The organism is Kineosporia corallincola, from assembly GCF_018499875.1.
Taxonomy (GTDB): Bacteria; Actinomycetota; Actinomycetes; order Actinomycetales; family Kineosporiaceae; genus Kineosporia; species Kineosporia corallincola.
Genome location: NZ_JAHBAY010000005.1, coordinates 130,862 through 142,168 on the forward strand (window position 1 = coordinate 130,862; position 11,307 = coordinate 142,168).

Below are 11,307 nucleotides of genomic sequence, written 5' to 3' on the forward strand. Positions count from 1 at the left end.
CGGCTTGCGATCCAGCCGTTCCGGTCAGGGCTGCTCCCCGGGCCAGACGATCCGCTCGAACTGTGCCCGCAGTTTCTGCCCGCGCGCGGGGTTCAGCTGCGTGGCCCAGGCGATCCGGCCGAGCAGGTGCGCCCGGAAATCGGCGTGCTGCTCGCGGTTCTGGACTGCGGGGTCCGACCGCGCGGCGTTGTGCAGAATCGCCCGGAGCCGGTCGTACTCGGTACGGGGCAGATTGCTGTGCTCGTTGACCACGATCCCGGTCACCTCCTGGCGCCGGGACCGCTCGCGCACCCGAGTCTTCGCCGGTTGCAGGGCCAGGCCCTCGGAGCGCACGATCCGCCCGACGGCCTCGGTCACGCGTTGCGCGGCCCGTGGCTCCAGGTCGCCGGAGAAGGTGAGGTCGTCGGCGTACCGGGTGTAGGTCAGACCGGTCGCGGCGGCCAGACCCGACAGCCTGCGATCCAGCGCCATCACGCACAGATTGGCCAGGGCCGGTGAGGTGGGTGCTCCCTGCGGCAGGTGAGCCCCGGCGAGCAGACGGCGCAGGCCGGGCCGGGCACTGACGGCTTCCGGGGTGCTGCCGGGCCGGGCCGGCGGCATGGCGGCGATCACGGCGACCGGGGTGCGGTGCACGCACAACCCGGTCAGTGCGTGGGCGACCGGCTGGGCGTACCCGGCCGTCCGGAACACCCCGTACACCCGGCCGCCGTTCAGGTGCGCGAAGAACGCGGCGAGGTCGAGGGAGATCACGACGGCCGCCCCGGTGTGACGGCGGGCGCCGGTGACCGCGCTACGGCCGGGGACGAAGCCGTGGGCGGCCGGGTGCACCGGGATCAGCGCCAGGACCTCGTCGAGCAGGGTCCGCTGCACCGAGCGCAGCCGGGGCCGGGGCGCCTCGAGCAGGCGGGGCCGGCCCGAGCCCGGCGTCGTCCACCGGTACCGGTAGTGGTGCAGGGGCCCGGGTGCGGCCCGCCGTTGCAGGCCCTTGACGTCGGCGAACCAGTCCAGGTGCGCCGGATCCAGGTCGAGCAGGGCAGCCAGGTCGGCAAGGTCGTGCAGCTCGGGCACGGGCCAGGGACGACGGTCCGCCATCCGCACCGGCGTGGGCGGGATGCGCCGGGCCCGCAGAACCGGTGCCCTGCCCGGAGGGGCCGAGCGGTTCAGGGCCGCCCACAGCACTGGGCTGTTCTCGATGAACCGGGCCAGCTCGCGGGGCCGGTCGGCCGGCGGGCGCGGGTAGGCGGCCAGCACCTCCCGGGCGAGTTTCCGCGGCCAGCGCCGCCGCCCGCCCACGCCCACCACACTCACGGCGGCCTCGGCCATCGGCCGGGTCGCCCAGGCCTCAGCGCCCAGGAAGGCGTTGCCCAGTCCCCGGGCCAGAGTCCGGACCCGGTCGGAGGTCATGACGGTGGCGTCCGGGTGCGACCTGTCGTGCAGTGCGCGTGCGTAGCAGCGCGGAGCGCTGCGTGGCACGTGCGGCGTGATGCCGAGGACGTGCCGGTTTCCCCGGGGTAGCCCCGGAGCGACCGTCCGGACGAGGCCAGCCGGAGTTCTCGCCCCGGACGCCACCGCATGCGCCGAACCCTAGCGCGCGCCCACAACGGGAGCCGGAAGAACGTGAGTGGCCTTCCTGCTTCTTCCAGCTCGCGCCGATCGACATCCCAGTAAAAGGGGCATTCCGCTTTCAGCGATCCCTTCGTAGCCTGAGGCGAGCTCACCCGACGGAGAGGAGCTCGTGTGTCGTCACGGCACCCCGGAGCCATCGTTGTCGCCGGGATCGGAGCGGCGGCACTGCTCGTCCTCGCGGCCTGCGGGCAGCAGGCCCCCACCCGCAGCGCCTCCGGATTCCCCTCCACAGGGCGTCTCCAGCTCATCGCCCCGGCCGCGCCCGGCGGCGGCTGGGACAGCACCGCGCGGGCCCTCCAGCAGGCCGTCGACGACTCCGGCCTGGTACGCAACACCCAGGTCATCAACGTCGATGGGGCCGGCGGCACGATCGGGCTGGCCCGGTTCGTGGCCGACGACGACCCGAAACAGCTCATGGTCATGGGCGCGGTGATGATCGGCGCGATCGCGGTGAACCAGTCGCAGATCACCATCGCCGACGCCGTGCCGGTGGCCCGGCTCACCGGGGAGAACGAGGTTCTCGTCGTCCCTGACAGCTCTGAGTTCACCACCCTCGGCGAGTTCACCGCCGCGTTCACCGCCGATCCGGGCGCGCATCCGATCGCCGGCGGCTCGGCCGGCGGCACCGACCAGGTGACGGCCGGACTGTACGCCGAGGCGGTCGGCGCCGACCCGCGAAAGGTCAATTACATCCCCTATTCCGGCGGCGGTGAGGCCCTGGCCGCGATCCTCGGCGGGAAGGTCGCGGCCGGCATCTCCGGGGTGCAGGAGTGGGCCGGGCAGATCGAGTCCGGCGACCTGCGGGTACTGGCTGTCAGCTCGCCCGCGCGGATCGAAGCCCTCGACGCCCCGACCTTCACCGAGCAGGGCGTCGACGTGCAGGTCACCAACTGGCGCGGTGTGCTCGCTCCTCCGGGCACCACGGCCGCCGAGGTCGCCGACATCCAGCAGTTCCTCACCGAGGTGCACGGTACCCCGCAGTGGAAAGAGGCGCTGCGCACCAACAACTGGGACGACCAGTTCCTGGTCGGCGACGAGGTGCAGCCCTTCTTCGATCAGCAGGTCACCGAGTTCGCCGGCACCCTCAAGAAGATCGGACTGGTCGAATGACCGCTCAGGAGAACAGGGGCCGGGCCGAGATCGTCCCCGCCCTCCTGCTGGCCCTCACCGGCGTCTACATGATCGCCGACGGGCACTCGCTGCGCACCCCGCCCACCGAGGGCGCCATCGGCCCGCGCTTCTTCCCCTACGTCGTGGGCGGCGCCCTGATCGTGGTCGGCCTGTGGCTGGCCGTGGCCGTGTGGCGCGGCGACCGGGCCGAGGCGGAACAGGGTGAGGACGTGGACACGCAGGCCCGCACCGACTGGCGCACGCTCGGCACCCTGGCCGCGATCATGCTGCTGTACGTGCTGATCCTCGACCCGGTCGGCTATCTCCTGTCCACCGTCGGCCTCTTCGCCGGCACCGCCTGGACCCTCAGCGCCCGCAACCCGCGCTCACTGGTGCTGGTCAGCCTGCTCGTGCCGTTCGTGACCTTTCTGCTGTTCACCCGCGCACTCGGGGTGTACCTGCCCAACGGCGTTCTCCAGACGGTGATCTGAGCCCGTGGACAGCATCGACGCCCTGATCCGGGGTTTCGGCGACGCCCTGACCCCCACCTACCTGCTGTATGCCCTGGCCGGGGTGCTGATCGGCACCGCGGTCGGCGTGCTGCCCGGCATCGGCCCGGCGATGACCGTGGCCCTGCTGCTGCCGATCACCTTCACGCTCGACCCGACCGGCGCGTTCATCATGTTCGCCGGGATCTACTACGGCGGCATGTACGGCGGCTCCACGACGTCCATCCTGCTGAACACCCCGGGTGAGGCGTCGTCGATCGTGACGGCGCTGGAGGGCAACCAGATGGCCAGGGCCGGGCGCGGCGCCGCGGCCCTGGCCACCGCCGCGATCGGCTCGTTCGTGGCAGGCACCCTGGCCACGGTCGCGCTCACGCTGCTCGCCCCGCAGGTCGCCGGCCTGGCCGTGAAACTCGGCCCGCAGGACTATTTCGCGCTCATGGTGCTGGCCTTCCTCACCGTTTCGGCCGTGCTCGGCTCCAGCCTGGTGCGCGGTATCGCCAGCCTGCTGATCGGCCTGACGCTCGGCCTGGTGGGCATCGACTCGCTCACCGGCCAGGCCCGCCTCACCCTCGGCGTCGCCCAGCTGGCCGACGGGGTGGACGTGGTGGTGGTCGCGGTGGCGCTGTTCGCGGTGGGCGAGGCCCTGTGGGTCGCCTCCCGCCTGCGGCACACGCCCGCCCAGCTGCTGCCGGCGTCCGGGCCCTGGATGACGCGCGAAGACCTGCGCCGCTCGTGGAGGCCGTGGCTGCGCGGCACCGCGCTGGGCTTCCCGTTCGGCACGCTGCCGGCCGGCGGCGCGGAGATCCCCACCTTCCTGTCCTACGCCGCGGAGAAGCGCCTGTCGAAGCACCCCGAGGAGTTCGGGCACGGCGCGATCGAGGGCGTGGCCGGGCCCGAGGCCGCCAACAACGCCGCCGCCGCAGGCGTTCTCGTGCCCCTGCTCACGCTCGGCCTGCCCACCTCCGCCACCGCGGCCGTACTGCTGGCGGCATTTCAGCAGTACGGGCTCCAGCCCGGCCCGGCCCTGTTCGAGAGCAACGGCGACCTGGTCTGGGCGCTGCTGGCCAGCCTGTACATCGGCAACGTGCTGCTGCTCCTGCTCAACCTGCCGCTGGCCGGGCTGTGGGTGCGGCTGCTGCGCATCCCCCGGCCCTACCTCTACGCGGGCATCCTGATGTTCGCCGCGCTCGGCTCGTACACGATCAACCTGTCCGCCGTCGACGTCGCCCTGCTCTTCGCCATCGGCGCGATCGGTTTCGGCATGCGGCGTTTCGGCTGGCCGGTGGGCCCGGCCGTGGTCGGGCTGATCCTCGGGCCGGTGGCCGAGCAGCAGCTGCGCCGGGCCCTGGCGATCAGCCAGGGCGACGTGAGCACCCTGTGGTCGACGGCGTTCTCGGCCGTCGTGCTGACGATCTGCGCCGTGCTGGTGCTGACGCCACTGGTTCTACGATGGACCCGCACGACCCGCAGCACCCCGATCCCCGATGAGGTGGAGAAGTGACCGTCGTACTCGCCCACATCCCCAACGCCGCCGCCGAGGCCGCGTTCGAGGCCGCCCTGCAACAGGCCGTGTTCCGTTCCAGCGAAATGGTTCTCGTGAACGCGACCCGTGGCGAGGCGCTCGTCGACCCGACGTACGCCACCGACGAGTCCCTCACCGCCCTGCACGAGCGGGCCCGCGAGCGCGGCGTGATGCTGGCCATGGAGCGCCCGGTGGACGCCGACATCCCGGCGGCGGTGCTGGCCGTGGCCGAGCAGCGCGACGCGTCGCTGATCGTGCTGGGGGTGCGGCACCGCTCGGCCGTGGGCAAACTGCTGCTGGGCAGCGTGGCGCAGCGGATCATTCTGGACGCCCGGTGCCCGGTGCTGTCGGTGAAGTCACCGGCCGGCTAGACCGTTTCAGAGCCCGAGTAGCTGCTCGCTGCGCACCCACAGCTGCCGGGCCAGCTCGTCGTCGGAGGCCTGGGGGCTGGTCTTGCTCGGCAGCTGGTCCACCACGTAGTACTCGCCGGAGCGCCAGGTCTGGCCGGGTGTGCCGTCGATGTAGCGCAGCAGGGTGCGACCGCCCTCGTCGACGCCGGACAGGAACCGGCGGCCCAGCCAGGTGCGCCAGATGAAGCGGGTCGGGCTGCTGGTGTCGCTGCCCATGTTGGTGGCCACGGCGCCCGGGTGGAAGCTGACCGCGTTCAGGCCCTGGGCGTGGTGGCGGCGGTGCAGCTCGCGGGTGAACAGGATGTTGGCGAGTTTGCTGTCGCCGTAGGCCTTGTCGGCGCTCCACTTCCGCTCGTTGTCCAGGTCGTCCAGGTCGAGGTGGCCGAACAGCCGGGAGGCCTCGCTGGCGGTCTGCACCAGGGTCGCCCGGGACTCCAGCAGCCGGTCCAGCAGCAGGTGGGTGAGCAGGAACGGCGCGAGATGGTTGACCTGCATGGACTTCTCGAACCCGTCGCGGGTGGTCTCGTGCCGGAAGTTGTTGCCGGCGTTGTTGGCCAGCACGTGGATGCGCGGGTAGGCCTCGCGCAGCTCGGCGGCCAGCCGGCGCACCTGGGCCAGATCGGTGAAATCGGCCAGGTGGTAGGGAACTCCCACGGCGTCGGCCACGGCCGCGGTCTTGGCCGGCGAGCGCCCGACCACCACGACGTTCTCGCCGCGGCGGGCCAGTTGCTGTGCGGCGGCGGCGCCGATGCCGTCGCTCGCGCCGGTGATGACGATGGTTCGGGGGCTGCTCATGCCGGTTACGCTAGATTCTCACATCCATGTGAGGTTCAAGTCGTTGTGAGGGAGACCACCCGTGCGGATCGGTGAGCTGGCGACGCGGACCGGCGTGAGCGTGCGCTCGCTGCGCTACTACGAGGAGCAGGGCCTGCTGGCGAGCGTGCGCAGCTCGGGCGGGCACCGGCACTACGGCGAGCAAGCGGTCGACCGGGTCGAGTACCTCCAGCGGCTCTACTCCGCGGGGCTGTCCAGCCAGATGATCCTCGAGGTGCTGCCCTGTCTGGAGTCGCCGAGCGCGTCCACCAGCGACGCGGCCTTCGAGCACCTGCTGGCCGAGCGCGACAGGCTGCGCGGGCACATCGCCGGGCTCAGCCGCACGCTGGAGTCGCTCGACGAGCTCATCACCCTCAACCGCTCGCGGCGTCAGGGCACAACGGTGGACGACGCCGGGCCCGCACGGCCCGGCGTCGTCCACTGATGTGACCGCATGTATCGCGGCGGGCCGGGAGATCAGGTCATCGGCAGCACCCGGGCGATCTTCACCGACCCGGTGTCGGTGCCGGCGGCCGCGTAGGCGGCGCTGCCGTCGTCGTACTGCTTGAACGACATGTAGTCGTGGTCGGCCACGTCGATGCTGAGCGTGGAGCCGACCGCCTTGCCGGTGGAGCGGTCCAGCACGGTCGCGGACGTCTTGCTGCCCGACTCCCAGCTGAGCAGCATGCGGTCGGAGCCGTACTGCACCAGGTGCGGGTGCTGGGTGGCCGCGCCCGGGTTCAGGGTCTGGTCGGCCTGGCCGGTGGTGAAGTGCGAGAGCTTGGTGGCGTTGCCCTGGCTCCACGCCGTCCAGTAGCCGCCGTCCTGGCCGAGCACCAGGTCACCGCCGAACAGGGTGCCGTCGCAGGTGCTCGCCGCCACGGTGCGATAGGGGTTGGGCTGGGCGATGCGGCAGTCGTTGTCGGTGGCACAGGTGGTCACGAACTTCTTGGCGTCGGGGTCGTAGACGATGCGGGAGGTCCAGGCGTGACTGCACCCCACCTCGAACCCCTGGTTCTTCACCAGCTCGCCGGTGGAGCTGACCACCTGCATGCGGTCGCCCTCGTGGATGTCGACGCAGTCGCCGTTCTGCACGGTGATGGCCGTGCCGAAGTAGGCGGCGTAGTTCTCGCCGTCGGTGGCCAGGCGGCCGTGGTGCTGGTACCACCAGACGAACCGGGCGCCGTCGTCGTAGCCCTGCACGCTGTCGCTGAGGTTGGTGACCTGCTGGTCCCAGACCTGCGCGCCGGTGTTGTCGAACCGGATCATGTGCATGGTGTTGCACGGGCTGGACTCACCGCCGCACAGCGGCCCGTCGCCGCAGTCGCCCTTACGGGTCAGCAGCAGCACGCCGCCGTCGGCGTCGGCCTGCACGTCTTGCAGGTCGATGCCCTCGAAACTGACCGGCGTGCCGGTGAGTTCGTCGTCGCAGCCGAGCTGCCCCAGGTAGACCCGGTCGTCGGTGCCGGCCCAGGCCAGCCACGAGGTGCCGCCGGGCACCGAGGCGATCGCCATCGGCAGCACCTCGGTGTCGCCCTCGGAACCGTAGCCGCGCACCTTGTTCGGCAGCTTCACGTCGGTGACCTCGACCTGCGCCGTGCTGCTCGCGGCACGGTCGCAGGTGCCGGCGGCGGAGCCACCGGCCGAGGAGCCGGTGCTGGTGGTCGCCGAAACGTCTTCCGGCGTGCTGGTACTGGTCGCCGGGGAGGTGGCGGCGGGCTGTGTGGTCGCGGTGGCCGCGGGGGTGGAAGTGGCGGTGCTGACCGGGGTGGTGGCGGCGGCGCGTGGCGGGCGGTGCCGGGCGGGCTGCCCGGACGCCGAGCTGATCGCGACCGTGGTGCCGGCGACGGCCAGGACGACCGCGCTCAGGCTCAGGGCCCACAGGCGCCGGGACGACGGGCGCCGTCCCGGCGTGGATGAGGTTCGCATGACCGCATGCTCGCGAGCCCCGGTTTAAGCGCGGCTGGCCTACGGGTCAAATTCGGCATATCGGCTATTTGATCCGGACGGGGCGGCCTCTCTCGTTTTTGACACCGGCCTGAAGGGCAGGCCGGTGTCAAAAACGAGAAGCGGTTCCCGGGACCCGCGGTCCCTCGCGGCACCGTCAGCCCGAGCGCCCGGCTCCCAGCACCAGGTCCAGCACCCCGTCCGCCCCGCCGTCGGGCAGCGCGTCACCCCGCCAGGCCACGTGCTGGTCGGGCCGCACCAGGAAGTACGCCGCGTCGCGGTAGGCCTCACCGGCCGGGACCTCGCCCAGGTAGACCACGGCCAGCGGCACCCCTCGCCGCCGGGCCGCCTCCTCGAAGGAACTCTCCAGCGAGCGGTCCGTCCCCAGCGAGATCAGCGCGAAACCGCTGCCGATCCGGTCGTACAACGTGCCTCCATAGGTGTCCACGAGCCCGTTCGGGGCCCGGTGGCCGGGCCGCGGGTCGTCGGTGTAGACGTCCGGCGCCCAGTCCGGGGCCGGTTCCCCCGAGTACCAGATCGCCCGCGAGCGGTCGTACCGCTCGTCGAAGGTGACGCCCGGCGCTACCACGGTCTCGGCGGCGAGCCGGGTCCGGATCTGGTCGCGGCGCCGGGCGGCCGCCTCGCTGTCGTCGTCATCGGCGGGAATCCCCCCGGCCCGCAGCTCGGCAAGGGTGAGACGGCCACGGCGGGAACGTTCCAGGGCGTGGTCGGCCACCCGCCGGTTGTGCGGGCGGCGCTCCTCGTCGTAGGAGTCCAGCAGGCTGTCCGGGGCCTGCCCGCCCAGGACGGCCGCCAGCTTCCACCCGAGGTTGACCACGTCGCCGAAGCCCTCGCCCAGGTTGCCGCCCGGCGTGCGCACGTGCGCCGCGTCGCCCGCCAGCAGCACCCGCCCGCGCCGGAAGACCCGCGCGATCCGGGTGGAGTCGTAGTAGGCCGTGGCCGACACCAGCTCCAGGTCGAGATCGAGACCGAAGGACGCCCGCGCGGTCTCGAGCAGTTCGCTCTCGGACGGCTCGTGGTCGAGGGGGAAGGGGCCGGCGTAGACCCGCCACTCCCGGTGACTGACGGCCGCCAGGAACCCCGACGACCTCTCGTTGAACACGATGTTGACGCCGCTGGGGGCCGGGCCGATCGTGGCGTGCGGGTCGCCGGTGCGCACGATCAGCCGGAACCGCTTGTCCGCCGCCCGTTCCCCGTCCCGGTCGATGCCCGCCAGGGTGCGCACGGTGCTGCGGTTGCCGTCGGCGCCGATCAGGTAGCGGGCGCGCACGGTGCGCCCGTCGGTGGCCACCGCCTCGATCCCGTCGACGGTCTCGGCGAGGGAGGCCAGTTCCCAGCCGCCGGCGACCGGCACCCGCAGCTCGGCCAGGCGTTCCAGAAAGACCTTCTGGAGAGCCGATTGTGGACGACGCAGCGCCTCCTCCACGCCCGGCCGCGCTCCGGCGGTGTGAGCGCGGGCAGGGCCGGGGCCGAGGTCGTGCCCGGTCAGCGAGGTGACCAGGCGGATGCCGCGGTTCCACTCCGGCGGGAAGGTCCACTCGTCGCGGATGCGCTGGAGCAGACCCCAGCGGCGGAAGTGCTCCACCACCCGCGGGGTGTGCCCCATCGCCCCGGCCCGGGCCAGGGTGGCCTGCCTGCCGCGGTCCACCACCGCGACGTCGACGCCCCGCCCGCGCAGCTCGATCGCGGCCGAGAGCCCGACCGGCCCGGCCCCGACCACCAGCACGTCCACCGTGGCCGGGAGCGGGTCGGTGGGAAACCGGACGACGTGCACGTCGCGCCCGCCGGTCAGGGACAGGTCGGGCCGGTACGCCGCGCCCTCACCGTCGTCGCGGGCCTTGCCGTCGTCGCGGGCCTCACCGTCGTCGCGGGCCTCACCGTCGCCGCGGGCCTTGCCGGCCTCACGGGACGGGACTGCGGTCACCGGTCACCGCCCACGGTCACGGGCGCGTCCGCCTGACCGGCCTGACCGGCCTGACCCGCCTGACCCACCTGACCCACCTGACCCGCCCGCCGGGCCTGCGTGTACCGGTTCTCCGGCACCGGCAGCCCGAGATGCCCACGCAGGGTGTCACTCTCGTAGCGGGTGCGGAACAGCCCGCGGGCCTGGAGCAGCGGCACCACGTCACCGGCGAAGCGCTCCAGGTCTTCCAGGGTGCGGAAGTTCAGGTTCAGGCCGTCGGCGGCGCGGGCGGTGAACCAGTGCTCGATCGCATCGGCCACCGTGCCCGGCGCGCCGGTGAACGGCGACGCCCGGTACTCGGTCAGCGTGTCCACCACCTGGCGCAGGGTGAGCCGCTGGGCGGTGGCCTTCTCCACGATCGCCGCGCCCGCCGTGCGTCCCCCCTTCTCGGCCAGGTGCGCCACGTCGGGGAACGGCGCGTCCAGGTCGTGCCGGGAGAAGTCGTACGCCCCGAACGAGCGTCCGAGAAAGCCCAGCTTGCGGTCGAAGTCGTCGTCCTCGTCGTAGATCTCGCGGGAGCGCCGGTGGGCCAGCTCGTCGGTGGCCGCCACCACCGGAGCGGCCCCGGTGAAGATCACCACGTGGTCGGGGTCGCGGCCGGCGGCCAGGGCCCGGCGCTTGACGTCGGCGTAGTAGTCCTGCGCCTGCTCCAGCGACCCGCCGGGCGCGTAGATGCCCTCGGCCACCCGCGCGGCCAGGTCGCGGCCCTCCGGCGACACCCCGGCCTGGAAGATCACCGGCCGGCCCTGCGGCGAGCGCGACACGTTCAGCGGCCCGGCCACCGAGAAGTGCTCCCCCACGTGGTCGAGAGCGTGCAGCTTCGAGGGGTCGAGGAAGACGTTGCGCCCGACGTCGGCGGGAAAGGCGTCGTCCTCGTAGGAGTCCCACAGGCCGTGCACCACCTGCACCGCCTCCAGCGCCCGCCCGTAGCGGGTGGCGTAGTCGAGGTGCTCGTCCAGGCCGTAGTTGCGGGAGGTGCCGGTGTCGAAGCTGGTCACCACGTTCCAGGCCGCGCGCCCGCCGCTGATCAGGTCCAGCGAGGCGAAGCGCCGGGCCAGGTTGAACGGCGAGTTGTAGGTGGAGCTGGCGGTGGCGACCAGGCCGATCCGCTCGGTGTGGGTGGCCACCGCCGACAGCAGGGTCAGCGGTTCCAGCCGGTTGAGGTAGTGCGAGGGGTAGTCGGCGGTGATGAACTGGCTGTCGACGATGAAGAACGCGTCGAACAGCGCCTGTTCGGCGATCTGGGCCTGGCGGATGTAGTACCGGATGTCGGTGCTGGCGTTCTTCGGCACCCGGCTGTCCTTCCACAGCCCGTGCTGGCCGGGCCCGCCGACACCGTAGGCGGCGACGGCCAGGTGGAGTTTCCTCGTCATGGGTGGATTCCCT

Annotated in this window: 10 protein-coding genes; 5 read left to right on the forward strand and 5 right to left on the reverse strand. The window is 72.3% G+C overall.

Going from position 1 to position 11,307, the window contains the following annotated elements:
• Nucleotides 1–24: 24 nt before the first annotated feature.
• A complete protein-coding gene (locus tag KIH74_RS38575) occupies nt 25–1,473 on the reverse strand; it encodes a reverse transcriptase family protein (RefSeq protein ID WP_214156239.1) in 1,449 nt (482 codons plus the stop codon).
• A 264-nt stretch (nt 1,474–1,737) separates the two neighbouring features.
• Here KIH74_RS38575 and KIH74_RS13470 point away from each other — a divergent pair, with 264 nt between their 5' ends.
• From KIH74_RS13470 to KIH74_RS13485, 4 genes are read left to right on the forward strand one after another with little or no spacing between them, the layout of a single operon-like run.
• Nucleotides 1,738–2,736 (forward strand): Bug family tripartite tricarboxylate transporter substrate binding protein, encoded by a 999-nt coding sequence (locus KIH74_RS13470; RefSeq protein ID WP_214156240.1) that lies wholly within the window; start codon nt 1,738–1,740, stop codon nt 2,734–2,736.
• The gene (locus tag KIH74_RS13475; RefSeq protein ID WP_214156241.1) at nt 2,733–3,227 is read left to right on the forward strand and encodes a tripartite tricarboxylate transporter TctB family protein; all 495 of its coding nucleotides are present in this window, start codon (nt 2,733–2,735) and stop codon (nt 3,225–3,227) included. Before KIH74_RS13470 ends, KIH74_RS13475 begins: the two co-directional genes overlap by 4 nt.
• Nucleotides 3,228–3,231: 4 nt before the next feature.
• A complete protein-coding gene (locus KIH74_RS13480) occupies nt 3,232–4,746 on the forward strand; it encodes a tripartite tricarboxylate transporter permease (protein ID WP_214156242.1) in 1,515 nt (504 codons plus the stop codon).
• Complete coding sequence (locus KIH74_RS13485) at nt 4,743–5,138, forward strand: universal stress protein (RefSeq protein WP_214156243.1); 396 nt, start codon at nt 4,743–4,745, stop codon at nt 5,136–5,138. Before KIH74_RS13480 ends, KIH74_RS13485 begins: the two co-directional genes overlap by 4 nt.
• A 6-nt stretch (nt 5,139–5,144) precedes the next feature.
• Here the strand turns inward: KIH74_RS13485 and KIH74_RS13490 are convergent, their stop codons facing one another.
• Nucleotides 5,145–5,972 carry an SDR family NAD(P)-dependent oxidoreductase gene (locus tag KIH74_RS13490; RefSeq protein ID WP_214156244.1) on the reverse strand — a complete coding sequence of 276 codons (828 nt, stop codon included), beginning with the start codon at nt 5,970–5,972 and terminating at the stop codon, nt 5,145–5,147.
• 61 nt (nt 5,973–6,033) lie between these two features.
• Between KIH74_RS13490 and KIH74_RS13495 the strand changes: the two genes are divergently transcribed.
• Entirely contained in the window at nt 6,034–6,435 is a 402-nt protein-coding gene (locus KIH74_RS13495; protein ID WP_214156245.1) for a MerR family transcriptional regulator, read from the forward strand.
• Between the two features lie 32 nt (nt 6,436–6,467).
• On the opposite strand, the gene KIH74_RS13500 is transcribed toward KIH74_RS13495, so the two are convergent.
• The 3 genes from KIH74_RS13500 to KIH74_RS13510 form a co-directional block, all read right to left on the reverse strand.
• On the reverse strand, nt 6,468–7,919 hold the full coding sequence (locus tag KIH74_RS13500) for a hypothetical protein (protein WP_214156246.1): 1,452 nt from the start codon (nt 7,917–7,919) through the stop codon (nt 6,468–6,470).
• A 175-nt stretch (nt 7,920–8,094) separates the two neighbouring features.
• Nucleotides 8,095–9,882: an FAD-dependent oxidoreductase gene (locus tag KIH74_RS13505; protein ID WP_214156247.1), complete on the reverse strand. Its 1,788-nt coding sequence runs from the start codon at nt 9,880–9,882 to the stop codon at nt 8,095–8,097.
• On the reverse strand, nt 9,879–11,294 hold the full coding sequence (locus KIH74_RS13510; protein ID WP_214156248.1) for an NtaA/DmoA family FMN-dependent monooxygenase: 1,416 nt from the start codon (nt 11,292–11,294) through the stop codon (nt 9,879–9,881). The genes KIH74_RS13505 and KIH74_RS13510 overlap by 4 nt, the downstream gene beginning before the upstream one ends.
• Nucleotides 11,295–11,307: the final 13 nt, after the last annotated feature.

Bases quoted from the DNA above. Each gene is read 5' to 3' on its own strand.
- KIH74_RS13475 (WP_214156241.1), top strand. From the start codon at position 2,733: ATGACCGCTCAGGAGAACAGGGGCCGGGCCGAGATCGTCCCCGCCCTC.
- KIH74_RS13490 (WP_214156244.1), bottom strand. From the start codon at position 5,972: ATGAGCAGCCCCCGAACCATCGTCATCACCGGCGCGAGCGACGGCATC.
- KIH74_RS13510 (WP_214156248.1), bottom strand. From the start codon at position 11,294: ATGACGAGGAAACTCCACCTGGCCGTCGCCGCCTACGGTGTCGGCGGG.
- KIH74_RS13500 (WP_214156246.1), bottom strand. From the start codon at position 7,919: ATGCGAACCTCATCCACGCCGGGACGGCGCCCGTCGTCCCGGCGCCTG.